Source organism: Streptomyces sp. rh34 (genome assembly GCF_002551245.1).
In the GTDB taxonomy this organism is placed as follows: Bacteria; Actinomycetota; Actinomycetes; order Streptomycetales; family Streptomycetaceae; genus Streptomyces.
In genome coordinates this window covers 24,478-43,604 of the sequence record NZ_NTGZ01000001.1, presented here as the reverse complement: position 1 = coordinate 43,604, position 19,127 = coordinate 24,478, and the positions used below count along the sequence as shown (strand labels likewise).

Genomic DNA, 19,127 nt, shown 5'->3' with positions numbered 1-19,127 from the left:
AACGGCCGAGGTCGGGGCCCTGGTGGGCCTTCATTCGTGCTAAATGCGGCCCAGTTGGGACAGAACCTGCTTCGGGCGGTTGGTGATGATCGCCTCGACGCCGAGTTCGGCGCACAGCGCGACGTCGGCGGGGTCGTTCACGGTCCACACGTGCACCCGGTGCCCCGCACGGTGCAGGCGCTCGATGTATCCCGGGTGACTGCGCACGATCCGCATGCCCGGCCCCGCGATCCGGGACCCGGCGGGCAGCCGCCCGTCGCGCATCCGGGGCGAGACGAACTGCATCAGGTAGACCGTCGGCAGCGTGGGCGCGGCGGCCTGGACGCGATGGAGGGAGCGGGCGGAGAAGCTCATGACGCGGATGGGCGAGGGTCCGTCCGCGGGCGGAGCGGCCAGCCCGAAGCGCTTCAGGAGATGCAGCAGCCGCTCCTCGACCTGCCCGGCCCAGCGCGTGGGGTGTTTCGTCTCGATGGCCAGCTGCAGCGGCCGCCCGGTGGCCCGGACCTCGGTGAAGAGCTCCAGGAGCCGTTCCAGGGTGAGTACGGAGGTGAGCTCGCCCGGCACCGGATCCCAGTCGGGCGACTCCTCGCGGTCCTTCCAGGAGCCGAAGTCGAGGGCGGCGAGGTCGGCGAGCTCCAGCGCCGACACGGCGCCGCGCCCGTTGGACGTACGGTTCACCCGCCGGTCGTGGACGCAGACGAGGTGGCCGTCGGCGGTGAGCCGGACATCGCATTCCAGGGCGTCGGCACCGTCCTCGATCGCCTTGCGGTAGGCGGCGAGGGTGTGCTCGGGGGCGTCGTCGGAGGCCCCGCGGTGGGCGATGACCTGGATGGAGGTGTGCGCGCTGCGCTGCCGTGCGTGGGTCACCCGCGCCATGGTGTCACCGCCGCGGGGACGGCTGAGCACATGTCACCCTGGAGGTCCGTTTTGTCGGATGTAAAGATTGGTAGGCGGATGCACAGGTCCTGCTTACAGTGGCCCGACGTGTTGTGGGAAAAGCTGACCGCAGACACGTGCACAGCGGATTTCTTGCCGAACGCCGACTGGATGCCGAGTGGAACCGAGGAGTAAAGAGCTGTGAGCACCGAGAACGAGGGCAACGAGGGCAACGCGGTACCGGCCGTGCCGTCCGCACCTCCCGGGCCGGCCGCCACTCCCGAGCCGGCGACCGACGGAGCGACGCCGACGGCCCCGGCGCAGGACGCCCCCGCGCGCGAGACGGCGCACGACCCCGCGCACGACACCGCGCGCCTGCCCGTGCACGACACCGGCGCACCGGAGGCCGCCCCGCACGCCCCTGGTGCGGGGGACCCGGCGCCGGGAGCGCCGGCGCATGCCGAAGCTCCGCGCCACAACCCCACGCACCAGGGAGCCCCGGCCTCCCCGGGCGCACCGGCCACGCCCGCGTACGCCCAGGCCCCCCACCCGGCGCCGTCCCAGCCGCCGCAGCCGCCCCAGTACGGAGCGGCGCCCGGATACGGAGCGGAGCCCGGGCTCCCCGCGGGCGCCGCGTCCTGGCCGCCGCCTCCGCCCGCCGTCCCGTCGTACGCCGACGGGGGCGCCGGTCACGCGTCCGGCGGTATCGGTAACGGCAGCGGTCACGGCCCGGTCTGGGGGGCTCCGGTCCCGCCCGGCTCCGAGTCCCCGGGCGGAAGGAGCGGCAAGGGCCGCGGCAGCGGCCTGGTGGCGGCCGTGGCCGTGGCGGCTCTCGTTGCGGGCGGCATCGGCGGAGCCCTCGGGTTCTGGGCGGCCGACCGGAACGACGACGGCAACGGCGGCGGCTCGACCACCATCTCGGCGTCGGACACCCCGAGGGACCTGAAGCGCCCGGCGGGCACGGTGGCCGGGGTCGCGGCGAAGGCGCTCCCCAGCGTGGTCACCATCGACGCGCAGGGCGGCGAGGGAGAGGGCGGCACGGGCACGGGCTTCGTGTACGACAAGGAAGGCCACATCCTCACCAACAACCACGTGGTGGCGTCCGCCGCGGAGTCGTCCGGCGAACTGTCGGCGACCTTTTCCGACGGCAAGAAATACGCGGCCGAGGTGGTCGGCCGCGCCCAGGGCTACGACGTGGCCGTACTGAAGCTCAAGAACCCGCCCGCGGGCCTCGCCCCGTTGCCGCTGGGCAACTCGGAGGGTGTCGCGGTCGGCGACTCGACGATCGCGATCGGCGCGCCCTTCGGCCTCTCCAACACGGTCACCACGGGCATCATCAGCGCGAAGAACCGCCCGGTGGCGTCCGGGGACGGCTCCAGCAACAAGAACTCGTACATGAGCGCCCTCCAGACCGACGCGTCGATCAACCCGGGCAACTCCGGGGGCCCGCTGCTGGACGCGACGGGCGCGGTCATCGGCATCAACTCCGCGATCCAGTCGACCGGCGGCGGCCTCGGCCAGTCCCAGGCCGGCTCCATCGGCCTCGGCTTCGCGATCCCGATCAACCAGGCCAAGAACGTCGCCGTGCAGCTGATCAAGACCGGCAAGCCGGTCTACCCGGTGATCGGCGCGACGGTCACGATGGAGGAGAAGACGGGCGGCGCGGCCATCTCCGCCGAGGGCGCGGGCGGCACCCCCGCCGTCACCCCGAACGGCCCGGCGGCCGAGGCGGGCCTGAAGGCGGGCGACGTGATCACGAAGTTCGACGACACCGTGATCGACAGCGGCCCGACCCTGATCGGCGAGATCTGGACCCGCAAGCCGGGCGAGAAGGTGACCCTGACGTACGAGCGCGACGGCAAGACGGCCACGGCCGAAGTCACCCTGGGCCAGCGCGAGGGCGACAGCTGACCGGCTAGGCTGTCCCACGCGTCGAACCGGCCCCACGTGGGCCTGACGGCCCATCGGCTTGCACAGCGACCGGACCGCCGACGCGGGGTGGGTTGCCCGAGCGGCCTAAGGGAACGGTCTTGAAAACCGTCGTGGCAGCGATGTCACCGTGGGTTCAAATCCCACACCCACCGCCAGGTGAGAGAAGCAGCAGGTCAGAGGGCGGGTCTCCGGAACGGGGGCCCGCCCTCTGCTTCACTTTGTCTCACCTCACGCCCCTGATTCCCGGTGCCGACCAGGGCGTGTGGGCCATACGCGGGCCAGGATCAGCCCTACTCTTCGGCGCGAAGCCCCAGCTCAACGAGCCGGTTGGCCGCCGCCGAGCCGCCCTTGAGGAGCTTGGCGTAGAACCGGTAGAGCACGGCGAGGCTGTGGCCGGCGCGGTAGGCGGCTTCCACCGGGTCCATGCCGGATTTGATCCACAGAGAGATCGCGGCGTGCCGCAGGGAGTACGGGACCTCTGCCAGCGCGGTCCGAAGCTCCTGCTCGCTGAGCACTGCCTTCCGCGCTTCGCTCCAGACGTCGGAGTATTCGTTCGACGTCAGACGGCCGCCGCGCACCGCCCGAAACAGCCGACCGTCCGGTGCGACGCCGAAGCGCGCGATGTGGGCGCGGACCATGCGCACGTATACCGGCGGGACGGGAACCGCCCGTACAGCCTTCCGAGCCCGGTGCTTCAGGCCGCGCTCGTCGTGGGACTTCCCGCTGTCGGTCCAGCCTCCTCCGACCTCCGGGTGGCTCTCCGAAACTAGCACTTCGCCCCACGCCTCCGGCTCGCTCTCCGAAGGCAGGATGAAGTCTGACTCCTTGAGTGCCGCGGCTTCGCCGGGACGCGTCGCCACGTAGTAGACAGCTCCGTAGAACGCCTCCAGTTCCTCACCACGTTCTCCCTGCGCGGCCACGGCGGCGAGCAGTGCGCGAGCGAGTCGAGGGCCGGGCACCCACCGGAAATCGACCTCGTCTGAGGTCTGGGGAGCTGCCCAGTCCACCGAGAGGAACGGGTGGCGGGTGAGGAGGGCCCGTTCCTCAACCGCGTAGCGGAAGGCGTTGCTCAGCACCATGCGCTTCCGGTTGGCGGTGTTCTCCGCCGCAGGCTTGCCGTTCAGGAGCCGGGAAAGGGCCGTGAGCGCCGCTCGCACGTGCTCCGGCTTCGCGGCTTCGTCCACCCGCATCGAATGCTGCCCAACCCACTCCAATGCCTTCCGGACGTTCTCGGGAGGCTCTTGAGCATCGGCGCGCGAGACGAGCTGATCCTTCGGACCATCCACGGCTCGGAAAGCCCACTGGTACAGAGCGGCACGGAGCACGCGAGCATCAGGCCGGGTGCCGGTGCCGGTCGTGAAGACAGGCGTGACGACGGCAAGGGATTCCGCGATGCTCGCCCGATGCTTTGCCGCCGCACTAGGCCACTTCATCAGCGCGTACGCCCTGGCGTGCTCGAACCACGTCGGCATCGCGAGGGCGGCAAGCTCCTTCTCGGGGAGCCCGGTCTCCTCGTCGAACTGCTGCCCCGCTCGAAGAGCGGCCATGAGCTGGGAGCGCCGACCGTCAGCCTGCGGTTTGAGCGTGAAGCTCTTCGAGTGCCCCTCGGCTCCGACGCGCCAGCGGAGTTCCCAGGGCTTCGGGCGGCCTTTGCGCTGCCGGATGGACCAGATGACAACGTCGAAGCTGAGCATGTCTCTCCATGAAGAGAGGGCCCGCCGCGGCGGGCCCTCTCAGATCTGGTGGGTGCGGACTCAGGCGGCTTCCTCGTACCTGGCGAGCCAGGCGTCGAGGTCGGCGCGGCGTACGCGCACCTGGTGGTTGGGGAGCTTGATGAGCTTGGGTGCGAGGCCCCGGGCGCGAAGGCGGTAGAAAGCGGCCCGAGACATGTTGAGTTCGTCGAGGACTTCGGGAAGTTTGAGCATCTGGGGGCGGGCCACGAGATCTCTCCTGACGGCGAGGTGGGCGGCGTGGTTGTCCTAGGTGCGGATTTCTGCGTCATTGCGTCATCAGCGTCATTCAGGCTTCTGACCTGCTGTTTCGTGTGACGCAGTGGTGTGGGTGTGCGTCATCGGCGCGTCATGGGCTGCGTCATGGGGGTGACGCAGATGACGCAGGATGACGCAGGCGGGGCCGTCTGCGTCATGCTCGAAGTTGCAGGTCATGGGCTGCTTTCCGGGCTGCATGACGCAGATGACGCAGCGTCTTCCCTCTTAGGACAAGAGAGGGGGAGTGTCTGTTGTAGTGCGCGGCTTAGCGCGTGAAGAAGGAGCCGCGGGGCGGCGCGACCTTGGGGCGGCGTTGCCGCCGAACAACAAGAGGAGCACGTCGCGCCGGGTGCTCCTCTTGCTTGTCCGGTGAGCGCGGCGGCGGGTCAGAACGCTGGCCGCTGCTCGTGTGCGGCGGGGGTGGCCTTGCGGGCCATTTCGAGGTAGCGGCCCTCGCTGGTTCGGCCGGTGTCGATGAGGACGCCCCGGGCGGCCAGGGTGGGTTGGAGGCGCTTGAGCCGGTCGGAGAGGACCTTGCCGGTCGTCGGCCACCCTTTGGGCAGGGGGCGCAGTTCGTCGCCGCTGTAGAGGCGGCTCAGGGCGTGCAGCCACTCGGTGGACGTCATGCGCTGCTCGCCGCCGGGGTCGATGGTGTCGGCGTGCTGAAGGACGGTCTGCGCGAGGAGGTCGCCCTCGATCACGTCGTCGTTGAGGTCGTCCAGGCTCGCCCGGTACGCGGGCAGCGCTCCGAGCCCGGTGGCGACGTCGAGCTGTGCGCACAGGTGGGCGAAGTCCGCCATCCGCAGATCGGTGGGCGTCTCCGCCTTGGCTGCCCGGACCTTGACGGCGAGGTCGAGGAGGGAGCCGAGGACGACGGGCAGGACCTCTTCGTACTCCGTCCAGAGTTCCGCTTCGGTCCGTCTCACCCGGGGCCGCTCCAGACGCAGGGGCAGGAGCCGTTCGGCGAGGTCGGGCCGGATGACGCCGACGTCGATCCCGGTGAGGAGCATGGGGCGGCGGTAGCGGGCGCGGTGGACGTCTCCGTCGGTGAACAGGGCGCGCTTGACGGACTCGGCTCCGGTGACGATGCAGCACATGGCGTCGGACAGGTCCGGCGTCATGTGGCTCAGGTTGTCGAGAGCGGTGACCCATCCGGCGGCCACAGCAGCGATCAGGTTCTCCTCATCCTTCGGGGCCCGCCGAAGATCCCCGCTCATGCCCTCGATAATCCGCACCAGCATCCGCCCCCCGGTGGACTTTCCCGCGCCCTGGGGGCCGGTGAGGAAGGGGGCGGGGACGGGGACGTTGGGGCCGAGGCAGCCGATGAGCCAGGCGATGGCCAGGCATTCGGTTTCGGCGTTGGCGAAGTTGCACAGCCGCATCAGGAGATCGATGCCCTTGCCCTCGGAGTCCTTGGCCGGCAGGGGCAGCTCCCCGGTGAGCTGGGTGCGCCGCCAGCACACCTCCCGCGGGTCCGGAACCGTGACCTCCCACCCGGTGGGGTGGATACGGACCGACTGCCCGTCGGCGCGGCCGAGGTCCAGCCAGGTGGCCCCGTCGAAGCCCGGGGCGACGCGGATGTGGACGGCCTGCGTGTCCTCGGTCAGCGCGAGGGCCTCGATCAGGTCGAGGGCTTCCTTGAGCGAGGTGCCGTTGAAGACGCCGACCCCGTCGCGGAACATGCCGACCATGAGTTCCTGCCGGTGGCTTCCCGTGGTGCCCTGCGAGCGGATCGGCCGGGCGACGGGGTGGTTGTTGCGCTGGGCGTAGACGGTGCCGTCGGCGGTGCGGAAGTACCGGAAGTGAGTCTGCGCGTATTCGGTGATGACCTCACGTGCCGGGGTCTTCTCATCCTCGGACATGACTCACATCCCCAATGCGGTACGGGCGTTGGCCCAGGCGTCGGTGCAGTGCCGGACGGTCTCGCCCTTGGTCTGCGCGGCGGCGAACAGCCGCTGCATGTGGGTCTCGGTGAGGCAGCCGCACCGGCCGTGCGTGGACAGCACGGCGAGGAACGTGCGGTAGACCGTGGCGTGCACGCCGCTGGTCGCGCCGGTGATCTGCTGTTCGGCCATCGCGATGCCGCGCTCCAGGTAGGCGGGGCTGCGGTGGCGGCACTCCCCGCTCCCGGCCGGTACGGGAACGGTGACGGCCCGGACCGGCGACGGCTTCCTGACGACCAGGGCCCGCACGGCCTCGGGCAGGGCGGTGGTGGTGCCGTTGCCGGGCCCGAGCCAACGTGCATAGGACATGGCCGACTTGATGTCGACGCCGGGCCGCACGGCGTTCGCGGACTGCATCGCACCCCGGTAGATCCAGTGTTCGCCCCGTGTCGTCGCTACGGTGCGGGTGGCGGGGAGCGTGTGGCGGGCCCAGGTGATGGCGTCGGCGTTGTCGAGATCGACGACGGTGACCCCGGCTTCGCCGGGGCAGAACGCTACCGCTTCCGCCTGCCGCCACGCAGTCGCCCAACCGGGCGAATCGATGGTCGCCAGGTTGACGGTCGCGGCAGCCCATCCGTGGCATGGGCGGGGGCACTGGCAGGGACCGGGGGTCTTCATGTTCGGCCGGCCGCCGCACACGTTGTCGCGGCAGGACGGGCAGTTCCCGAACGGGATCTTCCCCGCCCGCAGCGGCAGGACCGGCACGCCGGTCGCGGCGAGCGCCAGTGCGGTGGCGAGCTGTGCACCGCGGTCCTGGTCTCGCGGGAGGGTGGTGGGGTGCGTCATGCTGGGTGTCTCCAGTTCTGTTGTGGGCTGGGAGACAAGGGCGGCCCCGGACTTTTGCCGAGACGGGGGCCGCCCTTGGCGTAGCTACTGGTTGCTCTTGTGCCAGATCGCGTACTCCTGGCGGACGTAGCCGCGGGGGTCGCGGGTGCTCTCCGGGTGATCCGGGGCGTACGGTCCGTCCGCGTGGCCGGAGGGCCCGAGCCCGGCAGCGCTGTCGAGGTCCACGAGGCGGCGGGCCGCCTCGGTGGCGGCCTCGGCCGCGTCGCCGGGGGCATTCTCGCGGTCGTCGGCGAGGGCGATGCGGTCCAGGAGGGCCGCCTTGCGGAGCCAGAACTCGCGCGTCGGCGCCGTGCCGAACGGCCTTTCCGCTGCTGCCCGTGCGGTCCATCCGATCTCCCGGATGGTGCTCGGGGCGTGTGCGTAGGCCTGCTCGGGGGTGGGCCAGGGGTTGGCGGCGGGGAGGTCGGCGGTGATGTAGAGGCGCTCGCCCCCGGAGGTGAGGGAGAGGCTGCTGTGGACGCGGCCGATGTTGAACTGGGACCGCAGGCCGCTGACGACGGCCTCGCGGTCAGGGGTCTCGCAGATGACGCGGATCTCGAACACGGCTCAGTGCTCCTTGGTGATGTCGACGGCGGGAAGCTCGGGGAGTCCCGCGCGGGTGATGGCCTGCGGGTCGTAGCCGGGCAGGGTGGCGCGGGTGATGAGCGCGGTGGCGAGCTGCTCGGCATACGCGGCACCGGAGCGGGCCACCTCGATCTGGGCTCCGGCTCGGAGGGCTTCGACGCGTTCGACGTGGGCGTGGTCCTCGCGCCGGACCTCGGTCTGCCGGTGGTGGGCGAGGGTGGTGCGGCGGTCGGTGCGCCAGTAGCGGGCGGCGATCCCGTACGTCACGGCGGTGGCCACCGCCCACAGCAGGATGGGAAGGGACCATCCGTCGGCGTATCCGGCGACTCCGGCGAGGGCGAGGGCGCCGGAGGTGGCGAACGCGGTCCCGGCGAGGACCCCGTCACCGCCACTGTGTCCGGCGGCGGCGAACGCGCCGGCGGTTGCGGCACCGGCGGCGAGGGCGACCATCAACACGGCGTTGCCGGTGGAGTGTTCGGCCCCGTTGGCGTTCCAGATCCGCCCCAGGATCAGCACTGTCGACGTGCCGATGGCCGGGGCCACCTTCGGGGCCGCGAGGGTGGCCCAGTGGCGCTGGACGAGAGGTTCGTTCATGACGATGCCTCCTACAGGTCCGGGATGGAGTTGATGACGGCGGTGGTGAGTTCGTTGATCGGGGTGGAGGCTCCGGTGGAGGCGAGGAAGAACCCGAACATCACGGCGATGAACGCGGAGCCACAGCCGAGGGAGTTGGAGCGGAGCAGGAAGAACAGGACGAGTCCGAAGAGCAGGACCAGGGAGACGGTGACGGCCACGACGGGCCCCTTTCCGGCGGTCGGCGGTGCGGTGGGTGGGGTGGTCAGCGGGTGCCGTCGCGGTGGAGGCGGGCGGCGACGTTGTAGAGGTGGCGGCCTATTCGGATGCGCTTGCCGGTGGCCTTGCAGCGGCGGCAGTTCTTGCCGCGCTTGGCCCGGCCCTTGCGGTCGGTCTTCATCGCGAAACCGAAGCCGCGGCACTTGCGGCAGTTCCCGAACGGCGAGGCCGCGCACAGGGATGCGTAACTGAGCGTGATGAACATGAGGAGGGTGCTAGCGAGCAGGGCAGGGTTCATCAAGGGCCTCCCAGGCCTGTTTCCGGGGTTTTCGCAGATGGGGTGCTAGGTACTAGCGTGCTGATCAAACGGCTGATGGGCCGCTAGCGGTGCCGCTAGACCTAGCGGGGGTGGCTGCTAGGTCTAGCGGCGGTGCGGGGTCAGCTCGCGTCCCGCTTTCCGTCACGCTCCGCAATCACGGTGAGGATGCGGGCGCGTTCGATACCGCGCCGGTTTGCGCCCTTCCCGGCCTCGGTCTTGCCCCACACCTGACCGGTGGGGACGCCGTGCGGCTTGAGCGCGGTGGCGAGCTGCTCCGGCTCCCAGCCCCCGTAGACCTCCGGCCGGAGGTCGGCGAGGCGGGCGACGACGGTCTCGGACCACAGCTTCGGCTCTTCGGCCGGCACGACGGCGAGGATGTCGGCGAGCAGGTCGAACCCGCTCGTCTCCCGGTCCTCGAACGTCTCCCCGGCGGCATGCCCGGTGAGGGTTCCGGCGGCCTCGCGCAGGCGGCGAGCCCGCAGCCCGATCACCTCGGCCGTGGGGGCGTCGACGTAGACGGACGAGACGATCCGCGCGTCGGCACCTTCACCGACGAAATAGTGGATCCCCTTGTCCTTCCAGGAGAACATCGTGGCCCGGATGCCCCGCTTGTACGACGACGTACCGAGGACCATGTCGTTCTCCAGCTGGCCCATGACCTTCAGGCACCACCGGGCCGACGCGTTCGCGCTGATCCCGGTCGGCAGCGCCTTGGCGTCCGGGCGCTGGGTGGCGAGCAGGAGCACGATCCCGGTCGCCGGGCCGCGCTTGACCAGGTCAGTGCAGATCTCTTCGAACTCCCCGCCGTGCTTGGGGTGTTCAAACCAGACCTGGCACTCATCCACCCCGATCACGATCGGGTGCAGACCGAGTTCCTTCTTGTTCGCCAGCTCGGAGGTCACCTTCGACTCCGGGCAAATATCCCGGGGAAGCGACCGGATCATCTTCGCCCGGCGGCGCAGCTCGGTGCGCAGGGCCCGCAGGTCCTCAAGGGCGTACTCGATGTCCTCGTCATCGTCCCCGGCCCGGTGCCGTTGTGAGACCCGCTCGCCCACGGGGTCGAGGTCGCCGGTGCCCTTGAGGTCGTAGGTGTGGACCTCGGCACGCGCGTCCAGGGCGGCAATCAGCAGGAGCAGACGCAGGAGGAACGTCTTACCCATGCGGGGAATCGCGCCGATGACTCCGGCGATGTACATCAGGGTGATGTCAACCCAGCGTCCCCGCTGGTCAGTGCCGAAACTGACGGGCTTGAACAGGTCAACGGACCCGCCCTTGACCAGCGGCCACGCGGGCTTCGTCGCCGTGGACATGTCCTGATCCCCGACCCAGAGCACGAGGCGTCCGGTGTGCTCGTCGGGGACGGCTTCGGGCCAGACGCAGCCGAGCGGGCGGCGCAGGCCGGAGGCGAGCTTGTCGCGGCGCTCGATCACGTCGGTGACCGTGACCCCGTACGGGAGGTCACCCTCCGCACGCCACCCGGGCCCATCCCGGGTGATCGGGGCGGTGAACGTGAACCCGTCCCGCCCCTTCCCCTGCGCCTGATTGATCGCCGTGATCCCGAGCGCACCAAGGGCACGCAGGACGATGTCGGAGGTGAGCTTGGGTGCCTTGGTCATCTCGACTGCCCGGGTGATGACCGGGGCGTCGGCCTGCGTGCCGACCGACCCGAGCGCCATCACCAACGCCCCGACTGTGAGGAGTTGGAGCCACCCTGGGGCGAGGACGTAGATGGCGAGCGCGGCGCCGATCCCGATGAACAGGGCCAGCGTCGCCACGACGGTGCGCAGCCGGACCCGGCCGTCGCGCTGCCGGGAGAGCTTGAGGTACTCGGCTGCGTCCTCGCGCCGGACGGAGGCGAGGCGGACGGGTTCGCCCTCGCGGTCGGCCACCCACCGCATCGTCCCGCCCACGAACTTCGCCGCCCCGGCCGGAGCCTGGAAGGTGAGTCGGGCGGCGTAGTACGGGGAGCGCAGGGCGTGGTATCCGGCCAGGTGGCCGTAGTGCCCGGTCGCCCACTTCGCGGCGGTCCGGAACTCCTTGCCCGACCGCAGCCAGGCCGGGATGATCGCCCGCCGTTTGGCCCCCATGAGTCGGCCCATGAACCCGGGGCCGACTTCGGTCGGTCCGTCCACCATCACGGGCTCGGTCGGGTCGCCCGACTCGACACCCGACTCGTCAGGGCGGGAGTCGGCCGACTGGTCGGGCGTCGGGTCGGTGGTCGGGTCGGCCGACTCGGCGCGGGCGGATCGGGCCTTGTCGAGGTCCACCACGTCCCCGACCGGGTCGGGTTCGGTGGGAGTGTTCATGTCGGCTTCGAGTCGCTCGAAGAGTTCGCTTTCGTCGTCGTGATTCACTGAATGTCCTTCCTGGACAAGGGAGTGGGCACGGGCCCGGCCGACGCTGTGAGAGGTGAGCGGCCGGGCCCATGTCGTTGATGCTCAGTCCCCGGGACGGGGACGAGGGGCAGGATTCCTGCCCCTCGTTCACGGGTTCGATTTCAGGCGGCGAGGGCGAACGCGGCGACCACGAGCACGAGAACGTGCGCGGTCTGGTCCACATGGGCAGCCCCACCGTTCTTCGCCCATCCGGCCTGCTTGGCGAGGGCCATCCAGCGGGCGACAGGCCACCGCCGGTCGATGAAGGCGTGCGTGCCACCGATCCACAGCAGCACGGCCACGACGACCGGCACGGACAGCACGACGTCGTCGAGGATCAGGGCACCCACGATCAGGGTGGTGGCGCAGGTGGCCACGTGGGTGGCGGCGTGGGCGAGGTTCGCGGCCCACCCGGCGGCGTTGCAGTCGGCCTTGTGGGCTGCCTGGTGATCGGTCTGGAACGGGTAGTCGGCCAGCAGGTGACCGAGGTAGAGCAGGACGAACAGCGAGCCGAGCATGGCGATCAACCCTTCCGGGTCAGACAGGGGAGGAGGAGTAGGCGCAACCGGGGCACATGCCGAGCGAAGTCGGGATGCAGTACCCGACGTCGACGCGGCACTGCGGGCAGGTGCGGCGCGCGGTCATCGCGGCGGCGAGAGCCGTAGCCCGTCCCGGGGTCATGGGTCGGACGGGCTTGGCGAGATCGAGGCGGTAGAGGTAGGCGATGGACACCCCGCCCTTGCGGCGCGGGGCGCGGCGCATCACCTGCGCGGCGACCGGCTGACCACCCGGGCGGAGTCCGCGGGCGCGGAGCTGGCGGCGGGTGGCGTAGCCGTCGGGGGCGTACCTCCACGGGAACGTCGGCACCCCGTACGTCGTCCCGGTCGGGTCGTAGCACCTGCCGAACGCCGGGGGCGCTTCATGCCGCCACCCCCGTACCGCGGCGGCCGGCACGACGCCCCGACCACGTGGCGAGCAGCCTGCCGAGCCCGGCCCGGCGGACCCCGGCCCGTGCCTGCTTCGCCGTGTACATCGCCTCATCGGCCCGCCGGAGCAGGCCGGAGAGGTCGTCGCTGGGGTGGTCGGAGGAGCGGACCCAGCCGAGCGACACCGTGGTGCGCACCGCCGGATCGAGCCCGTCCGCGGGGCGGGCGAGCACGCCGTGGAGAACGGCGAGCAGGTCGCCGACGGTGCCGTGGGTGTCGATGACGACGGCGGCGAACTCATCCCCACCGAGCCGTCCGGCGACCCCGTCCCGGCCCACGTAGTGCGCGAGCCGGTCCGCGGTCGCCTTCAACAGGGCATCCCCAGCGGCGTGGCCGTGGGTGTCGTTGATCTGCTTGAAGCGGTCGATGTCCGCGAGGACCACCACCGCCCGCGGGTCCTTCAACAGGGCGGTGGCGCGGCGGGTGAAGCCGTCACGGGTGCGGAGCCCGGTGAGCGGGTCACGGCGAGCCGTGCGCAGGGAGCGGCGCATCCACACCGTGTGCACCGACCACCCGGCCGCGAGCGGACCGGCGGCGGCGATAGCGGTTAAGAGGGTGCTCATGCCGCCACCGCCCCGGGCTGCTCGTCACCGGCACCGTCGTGGTTCTGTGCGGTGTCGACGCTGTGCAGGGGCTGAGCGGCGCGTTCGGCCTTGAGGGTGTCGCGAAGGGTGCGGGCGGTGGCCTGCGAGACGTGCACCGCCGTACGGATGCCGTCAGCGGTCAGCGCCGCGTCCGGCCACGCCGTGGTGACCTCTCGCGCCTCGGCGAGGATCTCCTCCGGCGTCCGCTTCGGCTGCTTCGCCTTGGCGGGACGGCGCGGGGGCCGCTTGGCCGAAGGGGCCGTTGCAGGGTGCGGGGCACCGGACGGCTCGATGTGCGGGGCGGTGTTGGGCTCATGCCGGGCGGGCGGCTCCTGCTCAGGTGTGGGGTTGAGTTCTCCGAGCTTGAGCAGGACGCGTTCGCGGCGGGGCGTCTGCGAGCGCCACCGGCGCCCGTGCCGTTCACGCAACTCGGCAAGAGCCAGGAGGCGTTCGCGTTCGCGGGTGAGGGCGTCGGCGTAGGAGGTGACCTCCCACAACGTCATCCGGCGCCACAGGGCGAAGGTGGAGGGGAAGGCGAGCAGCCACCGGGAGGCACGGATCTTGTCCATGCGTCGGCCGGTCACCGCGCCGATGCGGGAGGCGTAGATGTGCGCGCCGATCTCGGAGAACACCACCCACAGCAGCGGCATCGTCCCGTGCGCCACCTTCGCCCACAGCCCATGCCCAGCCGAGACGTTCAGCCCGCACGTCACCAGGGTCAGCACCCAGGGGACGAACCGCACCCACGCCAACGGCATGTCCATGCGGATCAGGAGCAGGTTGGCCACCGAGAACACCGGGATCGCCACGTCCATCCCGACCGGCACCATCCACGCCTCACTGAACCCCCACCCCGCCGCCGCGTCCGACACGGCGTCGAAGGACGAGAGCAGCCCGAGCACGCCGACACCGGCCGCGGCGAGCGCGCCGAACCCGGCGAGGCCCATCTCCGGGCGAGTCAGCGGCGGAACCGCCGGCCGCACCGTTTCCTGTGTCGTCGTGGTCATGCCGCCACACCGCCCCGGTACTGCCGTCGGCCGCCCGGACGGCGGGCGGGGAGCATCGTGACGTTGAACAGCTCTGGGGCGTGGGCCTCGATCGCCTGCGCGGCGACCTGGCTCACGCGGTCGGGGAAGTCGGGGTTGTCGGCGAGGATGTCGCGGGCCGCATCCTCGCGGGCGGCGCGCTCCATATCGCTCTCGCCCTCCACACCCAGCCACAACTCCAGCGGGGTACCGAGGGCCAGTTCAATGAACTCGGTGGTGCTGGCCGCTACGCGACCGGCCACAATGCTCTTCATGGGTCGTGGTTCTCCCTAGCAGGTACGACGGCCCAGAACAGCGGCCCCGGTGTTCCAGCACCGGGGCCGCGCGCCGTCTACGGAGGAAGCAGGAAGGGACGTTCTCCGGCTCCCCTCAACCCCGCCCGTACAGCGCCACCACATGGGTGGGACCGGACGGGCGAGGGAGGCAACCGGCCCCGCGATAGCCACGGGAAGCACGGTTCATACAGGCGGCCCGTACTGCTTGGCCGCCGACGCATAGGGCGTGGTCACCTGCGCTCGTCCAGCGCAGGTGACGCCCTGCGTATTCGCTTCTTCATGGGGCCTCCGAAGTGATTCAGGAGGTGGGTGGGTGCTCGGTTCTCGTGTTCGCTCGGCGCTGCTCGGTCCGGGGAGATCCGAAGTCCCGGACGTCTGAGGTGGCAGCTTCAAGGTGTGCCGTAGCGGTTCTTTCGAGTCGGTGGCGTGTCCCCCGTGTGGGGTGTTGGGCTCCGGTGTGACGGGGGCCCCTTCTCGGCCGACTGGTCTCCACTCGCCTCGGCCGGAACGGTCACGGCCGCCGTACTGCGGTGGATCACGCTGTGGACTTGTTCTGCATTGAGCGACCCGGACAGGGCCCCTCTACCGCTTCTGCCTGATGCAGTACCTGTATTACAGGTCCTGCAATGAGGTGGTGTCAAGCGAAGCGGCGGTGACTTCTTGTTTCGCGCCCTGGCGTCCTGGCGCTCCATCAGCATCGGCCCAGGTCAGGGGCGTTGTTTACCCCTTCCGTGGACAGCTGAAGTGCATCTAGCTACCTTCGAGAGGTCCCAAGACGTCCCACGGGGGTTGAGATGTCCAACGAACGCTTACGGTCGGCCCTGCTCGCTCAGGGCGTGACCATCCAGGAACTGGCCGACGCGATCGAGGTCAACCCGAAGACGGTCGAACGCTGGATCACCCAGGGCAAAGTCCCGTACAGGCGTCATCAGTACGCCACCGCCGCGAAGCTCAACGTCGATGTGACGACGCTGTGGGACGACTCGCGCGCTGTCGCTACGTCAACCGATCTGAGCAAGGCTGAGATCGTCACCATCTATCCGCACCGCCACATGGTGCCGAACACCTTGTGGCGTGAGATCTACGAGCGAGCCGAGTCCCGGGTTGATGTCCTCGTCTACTCCGGGCTATGGCTATCGGAAGATCCCCTGTTTCATGACCTGTTGAAGAAGAAGGCGGAAGGGGCCACGCAGGTGCGGATCCTGCTGGGGGACCCGAACTGCGAGGCGGTGCGACAGCGCGGCATAGACGAAGGTCACCGCATTATGGACGGCAAGATTCGCAACGCCCTGGTGAACTACCGCCCGCTCTTCGCCAGCCACCCGGACATCGGCTTCCGCCTGCATGACGGGACGCTCTACAACTCGCTCTTCCGATCCGATGACGAGATGCTGGTGAACACCCACGTTTACGGAATCGGGGCCTACATGGCGCCCGTCCTGCACCTGAGGCGGCTGCCCGGCGGCGGGCTCTTCGACACGTACGCGAATAGCATCGAACAGACCTGGGGCAGTGCCCGCCCCGTCTCAGACCACGACATCACGGGAGCTTGAGCATGGGACGCATCGATTACCTTCACGATCCCGACGCCCCGCCGGCCAACTCGGTCGTGCCGTCCGTTGTGGCGTTCGTCCAGAATGACTCAGGTGACGTACTGCTGATCCAGCGCTCGGATAACGGCCGTTGGGCGCTGCCCGGCGGTGGTCACGACGTGGGTGAGTCCATCAGCGACACCGTCGTGCGCGAGGTGTGGGAAGAAACCGGTATCAAAGCCGAAGTCGTCGACATGTCGGGGATCTACACCGACCCGGGGCACGTGATGTTGTACGACGACGGCGAGGCCCGCCAGCAGTTCAGCATCTGCTTTCGCGCCCGCCCGGTCGGCGGCGACGTCCGTACGAGTGATGAGACGACGCAGGTCCGATGGGTCAGCCCATCGGACCTGCGCGAGTTCGACATTCACCCCACCATGCGGCTCAGGATCGAGCATGCCCTGGACCGGGAGCGGACTGCGCCCTACGTCGGCTGACGCTTAGCAGCAGCGAGGCGCTCAAGGACACGTACCGTGCAGTCGATGATCTCCGGTTCTGCGCGTCGGATGAACGTCCCGATCAAGCTCTCCGGACCGTAGCGACCAGCGATCTCGTTGATTCGGTCTACTGGATTCGTCGGGGTGCCGTCTGGCGTGGTGTTCATGTCGCAGAAACAGAGAGCGTCGCTCAGGCGAGGCTCTTCGCGAGGGAACTCCTCCTCCAACTCGCCCCGGAGCCCTCGGGCTTCTGCCTCCATCCAAGCGCAGGAGTGATGGGCCACGAGGCGCACCACTCTCTCGTCAGCGCGAGCTACATCCCGTAGGTACCGCGCACCGTCCAGCGGGTGAAAGCCAGTCTTGGCAAGGTCGGGCGCATACCCGATGTCGTGCAGCACAGCCGCCGCTTCGAGGAGATCGGCGTCCGAACCGAGGATCAGACCTAGGGCGCGGGCTCTCTCCGCCACACCCTGCGAGTGCGCCCATCGACGCGGCAGCGGCTCGGAGAGCAGCGACTCGGCAAGCGGGTATGCCCACTCAGTCAACGCTTTGGAGCTCACAGGCTGGCACTCTCCTCTTACTTTGGCAGGGACAGCACGGTGCGGGGCTTGCCCTGTTTGCCTTCCGAGAGAAGACCAGCGACCTCCAGTTTGTGGAGCGCCTTGGCCAGGGTGGGTCGGGAGACGTCGAACCGTGCACACAACTTGGTCGCACTCGGGAAGGTTGCCCCCACGGCGAGGCGGTCATTCGCGATCACTTCGGCGAGCCGTTCAGCCAACGGCCGGCGGTCGACTGCTTCCCCACGTCGCACCACTCGCAAGCGACTGCCAGCAACTCGTTCTGCGACGCCCTGCTCTTGCAGGGCGTCAAAGACTCGGAGAGCCACGCCCCGAGAGACGCCGAACTCGCCCATCAGGTCCGCAGCCGTTGGTAGCTCGGTCATCGTCGGGTCGGCATCGATCCGAGCCCTGACGACCTCAGCGATCTTCAGGAAGGTCCCACGAGGGCTGGCCTGCTGCGACACGCTTCTCCCTCTTCCTTCGGAGGCTCCTCAAGCCTGCCATTTAATCATTCCAACATGCTCTCGCGCAGGCCGAGGTCGTAGCCCTGCGGTGGACCTGGGGTAATTTAGTTTTGCCGGCTTCTTTCCGTAAGGGAAAGTGCCAGACCCGCGCAGCTCACCATGAGGCCTATTATGCTGGCTGTCGCTGCTGAAGTGATTACGCTTGTGATGAGGAAGCTGCCGAATTTCTGGTCGTCTATCCCGATGGCCAGAGTAGCCGTTACCAGAATCACCATCAGTAAAAAGCTCGTAGCCAGGAGAATTTTGCTGATTCCGACCCGGGCTTCGGCAAGGGTATTCTCTCGGCGGCGATCATCATCCGTGTTCCCGGTCCTCCTGCCGAAAGCAGCCATGATCGCTACAGCGGCGAGAGCGAAGCCTAGTAGGCCGCTGGATGAGCCAGTCAACGATGAATAGATTTCCTTACGGCTCTCTACCTTCAAGCTGGCAAGAAGGAAGGCTTCGTCGCCTACGAGATGGCCGGCGATAAAGCCAATCTCAACGAGAGAAAAGATAAATATCGGAAGGGCCCATAGGTGTTGGTCTAGCCACTGTCCTAGTGCTCGCAACATTTAGGCCCTCCCGTTAGCCGGTGGCTAAGATTTGCCTCGCATCTTCTGCCCTTGCACTGCTGAGGCAATTTTGCCGTCGCGCTGAAATTCGTGGTACGTGTGGTCGAGTGCCGAAAAGACCTCCTCCGGCCTAGGCATGGAGGGGACGGTAGAGCTGTTGGAGAAGGTCTGTTCGACCTGGAGGCGCTCGTGGAGGAGATTGATGGTTTCCACTCTCCCGGTCACGGGGTTGCGCCCACGAATGATCATATTCGTCACGAAGTCGTCTGCCTGCTCGGCCAAGGCAAATACTTGCTCCTCCGTTTCGCCATCAAGATAGCGATCGCGCGGGCCGTATTTTCCCATTCCAAGCGTGAAACGAATGGAGGGTGCGCGCCTTCCGAAGTTCTCTGGAATGAGAGTGCCGAACACTCGGCCCGTAGTCTCAGGGTGCCTTCGTGTCATAGCGACCTCGACGGACCTCATGTGACCTTCCATTGCCGTTAGCTTTTCATGCATATCCTCCCGGTAAAGGGCATCGAACTTGACGTGTGCATTCATTTTCCGGCGAAGGAAGAGGGAGAGTCGAGAGAGGCGTGGGACGTTCTTTGCATAATCGTGAGCGCACACCCCGTCGGGCCAGAGGGATACATGGCTCACGTCTGCTGGATACTCGTGATCGCGGAGCGAGATAGGGCTGACGCTTCCTGCGCTGTCCCACTTGAAGGGGCGATCGTCTGCGCCGCGAAGCGCGAAGAGTCGCAGATTCGTGGGCTCGCTCCCGGTGCCGATCGATACGACCTCGACAGCTGTAACCGAGTCGCCGTCATCGAAGATCGCAAAGTCGCCATTGCTCGCGATCGCGGCCCCGAGGTCTGATGCGACGACACGAGGGGCGAAGTCCGGTTTCCCCGCGACGGATCCCCAGCGGTGAAATATGAGTCTGCGCTTCAGCATG

The 19,127-nt window shown here is 68.8% G+C and carries 22 protein-coding genes and 1 tRNA gene; 4 read left to right on the top strand and 19 right to left on the bottom strand.

All coding sequences use genetic code 11. The annotated features are described in order from the left end of the window. Window positions 1–39: 39 nt before the first annotated feature. Complete coding sequence (locus CR470_RS00210; RefSeq protein WP_097865631.1) at window positions 40–876, bottom strand: glycerophosphodiester phosphodiesterase; 837 nt, start codon at window positions 874–876, stop codon at window positions 40–42. A gap of 201 nt (window positions 877–1,077) precedes the next feature. On the opposite strand from CR470_RS00210, the gene CR470_RS00205 reads away from it, so the two are divergent. Both CR470_RS00205 and CR470_RS00200 read left to right on the top strand, forming a co-directional pair. Further along, entirely contained in the window at window positions 1,078–2,787 is a 1,710-nt protein-coding gene (locus CR470_RS00205; protein ID WP_097865530.1) for a S1C family serine protease, read from the top strand. An 86-nt stretch (window positions 2,788–2,873) separates the two neighbouring features. Further along, window positions 2,874–2,963, top strand: a tRNA-Ser gene (locus CR470_RS00200). A 135-nt stretch (window positions 2,964–3,098) separates the two neighbouring features. Here CR470_RS00200 and CR470_RS00195 read toward each other — a convergent pair. The 14 genes from CR470_RS00195 to CR470_RS00130 form a co-directional block, all read right to left on the bottom strand. Beyond that, window positions 3,099–4,502 carry a tyrosine-type recombinase/integrase gene (locus CR470_RS00195; RefSeq protein ID WP_097865529.1) on the bottom strand — a complete coding sequence of 468 codons (1,404 nt, stop codon included), beginning with the start codon at window positions 4,500–4,502 and terminating at the stop codon, window positions 3,099–3,101. 60 nt (window positions 4,503–4,562) lie between these two features. Beyond that, window positions 4,563–4,748 carry a helix-turn-helix transcriptional regulator gene (locus CR470_RS00190; protein WP_037878213.1) on the bottom strand — a complete coding sequence of 62 codons (186 nt, stop codon included), beginning with the start codon at window positions 4,746–4,748 and terminating at the stop codon, window positions 4,563–4,565. 434 nt (window positions 4,749–5,182) lie between these two features. Next, the gene (locus tag CR470_RS00185; RefSeq protein WP_097865528.1) at window positions 5,183–6,658 is read right to left on the bottom strand and encodes an ATP-binding protein; all 1,476 of its coding nucleotides are present in this window, start codon (window positions 6,656–6,658) and stop codon (window positions 5,183–5,185) included. A 3-nt stretch (window positions 6,659–6,661) separates the two neighbouring features. Further along, a complete protein-coding gene (locus tag CR470_RS00180; RefSeq protein ID WP_097865527.1) occupies window positions 6,662–7,525 on the bottom strand; it encodes a bifunctional DNA primase/polymerase in 864 nt (287 codons plus the stop codon). Window positions 7,526–7,609: 84 nt separating this feature from the next. Continuing rightward, complete coding sequence (locus CR470_RS00175) at window positions 7,610–8,128, bottom strand: hypothetical protein (protein WP_097865526.1); 519 nt, start codon at window positions 8,126–8,128, stop codon at window positions 7,610–7,612. A gap of 3 nt (window positions 8,129–8,131) precedes the next feature. Next, window positions 8,132–8,743, bottom strand: a complete 612-nt coding sequence (locus CR470_RS00170; protein WP_097865525.1) for a hypothetical protein — start codon at window positions 8,741–8,743, stop codon at window positions 8,132–8,134. Window positions 8,744–8,754: 11 nt separating this feature from the next. After that, a complete protein-coding gene (locus tag CR470_RS00165; RefSeq protein ID WP_097865524.1) occupies window positions 8,755–8,943 on the bottom strand; it encodes a hypothetical protein in 189 nt (62 codons plus the stop codon). A gap of 44 nt (window positions 8,944–8,987) precedes the next feature. Further along, window positions 8,988–9,239, bottom strand: a complete 252-nt coding sequence (locus CR470_RS00160) for a hypothetical protein (protein ID WP_097865523.1) — start codon at window positions 9,237–9,239, stop codon at window positions 8,988–8,990. Between the two features lie 140 nt (window positions 9,240–9,379). Further along, window positions 9,380–11,614: a cell division protein FtsK gene (locus tag CR470_RS00155; protein ID WP_097865522.1), complete on the bottom strand. Its 2,235-nt coding sequence runs from the start codon at window positions 11,612–11,614 to the stop codon at window positions 9,380–9,382. A gap of 143 nt (window positions 11,615–11,757) precedes the next feature. Continuing rightward, a complete protein-coding gene (locus CR470_RS00150; protein ID WP_097865521.1) occupies window positions 11,758–12,153 on the bottom strand; it encodes a DUF3307 domain-containing protein in 396 nt (131 codons plus the stop codon). A 19-nt stretch (window positions 12,154–12,172) separates the two neighbouring features. After that, window positions 12,173–12,502 carry an RRQRL motif-containing zinc-binding protein gene (locus CR470_RS00145; RefSeq protein WP_257138285.1) on the bottom strand — a complete coding sequence of 110 codons (330 nt, stop codon included), beginning with the start codon at window positions 12,500–12,502 and terminating at the stop codon, window positions 12,173–12,175. Window positions 12,503–12,554: 52 nt separating this feature from the next. Continuing rightward, window positions 12,555–13,184 (bottom strand): GGDEF domain-containing protein, encoded by a 630-nt coding sequence (locus CR470_RS00140; RefSeq protein WP_097865519.1) that lies wholly within the window; start codon window positions 13,182–13,184, stop codon window positions 12,555–12,557. Then, complete coding sequence (locus CR470_RS00135) at window positions 13,181–14,212, bottom strand: DUF2637 domain-containing protein (protein ID WP_097865518.1); 1,032 nt, start codon at window positions 14,210–14,212, stop codon at window positions 13,181–13,183. Before CR470_RS00135 ends, CR470_RS00140 begins: the two co-directional genes overlap by 4 nt. Next, window positions 14,209–14,505, bottom strand: a complete 297-nt coding sequence (locus CR470_RS00130) for a hypothetical protein (RefSeq protein ID WP_097865517.1) — start codon at window positions 14,503–14,505, stop codon at window positions 14,209–14,211. The genes CR470_RS00135 and CR470_RS00130 overlap by 4 nt, the downstream gene beginning before the upstream one ends. An 815-nt stretch (window positions 14,506–15,320) precedes the next feature. Between CR470_RS00130 and CR470_RS00125 the strand changes: the two genes are divergently transcribed. Together CR470_RS00125 and CR470_RS00120 are read left to right on the top strand one after the other, a co-directional pair. Next, window positions 15,321–16,079, top strand: coding sequence for a helix-turn-helix transcriptional regulator (locus CR470_RS00125; RefSeq protein WP_097865516.1), 759 nt, complete (start codon window positions 15,321–15,323; stop codon window positions 16,077–16,079). Window positions 16,080–16,081: 2 nt separating this feature from the next. Then, on the top strand, window positions 16,082–16,555 hold the full coding sequence (locus tag CR470_RS00120) for an NUDIX domain-containing protein (RefSeq protein ID WP_097865515.1): 474 nt from the start codon (window positions 16,082–16,084) through the stop codon (window positions 16,553–16,555). Here CR470_RS00120 and CR470_RS00115 read toward each other — a convergent pair. The 4 genes from CR470_RS00115 to CR470_RS39000 all read right to left on the bottom strand — a co-directional run bounded on the left by CR470_RS00115 (window position 16,543) and on the right by CR470_RS39000 (window position 19,126). Further along, window positions 16,543–17,115: an HD domain-containing protein gene (locus CR470_RS00115; protein ID WP_097865514.1), complete on the bottom strand. Its 573-nt coding sequence runs from the start codon at window positions 17,113–17,115 to the stop codon at window positions 16,543–16,545. The two genes, CR470_RS00120 and CR470_RS00115, sit on opposite strands and share 13 nt — an antisense overlap. A gap of 17 nt (window positions 17,116–17,132) precedes the next feature. Then, window positions 17,133–17,579: a GntR family transcriptional regulator gene (locus tag CR470_RS00110; protein WP_097865513.1), complete on the bottom strand. Its 447-nt coding sequence runs from the start codon at window positions 17,577–17,579 to the stop codon at window positions 17,133–17,135. Between the two features lie 104 nt (window positions 17,580–17,683). After that, window positions 17,684–18,190: a hypothetical protein gene (locus CR470_RS39005; protein WP_143663735.1), complete on the bottom strand. Its 507-nt coding sequence runs from the start codon at window positions 18,188–18,190 to the stop codon at window positions 17,684–17,686. A gap of 24 nt (window positions 18,191–18,214) precedes the next feature. Beyond that, a complete protein-coding gene (locus CR470_RS39000; RefSeq protein ID WP_143663734.1) occupies window positions 18,215–19,126 on the bottom strand; it encodes a hypothetical protein in 912 nt (303 codons plus the stop codon). Window position 19,127 lies beyond the last annotated feature (1 nt).

Coding starts and splice junctions, on each gene's coding strand:
- CR470_RS00125 (WP_097865516.1), top strand. CDS start 15,321: ATGTCCAACGAACGCTTACGGTCGGCCCTGCTCGCTCAGGGCGTGACC.
- CR470_RS00160 (WP_097865523.1), bottom strand. CDS start 9,239: ATGAACCCTGCCCTGCTCGCTAGCACCCTCCTCATGTTCATCACGCTC.
- CR470_RS39005 (WP_143663735.1), bottom strand. CDS start 18,190: ATGTTGCGAGCACTAGGACAGTGGCTAGACCAACACCTATGGGCCCTT.
- CR470_RS00210 (WP_097865631.1), bottom strand. CDS start 876: ATGGCGCGGGTGACCCACGCACGGCAGCGCAGCGCGCACACCTCCATC.
- CR470_RS00180 (WP_097865527.1), bottom strand. CDS start 7,525: ATGACGCACCCCACCACCCTCCCGCGAGACCAGGACCGCGGTGCACAG.
- CR470_RS00195 (WP_097865529.1), bottom strand. CDS start 4,502: ATGCTCAGCTTCGACGTTGTCATCTGGTCCATCCGGCAGCGCAAAGGC.
- CR470_RS00185 (WP_097865528.1), bottom strand. CDS start 6,658: ATGTCCGAGGATGAGAAGACCCCGGCACGTGAGGTCATCACCGAATAC.
- CR470_RS00135 (WP_097865518.1), bottom strand. CDS start 14,212: ATGACCACGACGACACAGGAAACGGTGCGGCCGGCGGTTCCGCCGCTG.
- CR470_RS00170 (WP_097865525.1), bottom strand. CDS start 8,743: ATGAACGAACCTCTCGTCCAGCGCCACTGGGCCACCCTCGCGGCCCCG.
- CR470_RS00140 (WP_097865519.1), bottom strand. CDS start 13,184: ATGAGCACCCTCTTAACCGCTATCGCCGCCGCCGGTCCGCTCGCGGCC.
- CR470_RS00150 (WP_097865521.1), bottom strand. CDS start 12,153: ATGCTCGGCTCGCTGTTCGTCCTGCTCTACCTCGGTCACCTGCTGGCC.
- CR470_RS00120 (WP_097865515.1), top strand. CDS start 16,082: ATGGGACGCATCGATTACCTTCACGATCCCGACGCCCCGCCGGCCAAC.
- CR470_RS39000 (WP_143663734.1), bottom strand. CDS start 19,126: ATGCTGAAGCGCAGACTCATATTTCACCGCTGGGGATCCGTCGCGGGG.
- CR470_RS00130 (WP_097865517.1), bottom strand. CDS start 14,505: ATGAAGAGCATTGTGGCCGGTCGCGTAGCGGCCAGCACCACCGAGTTC.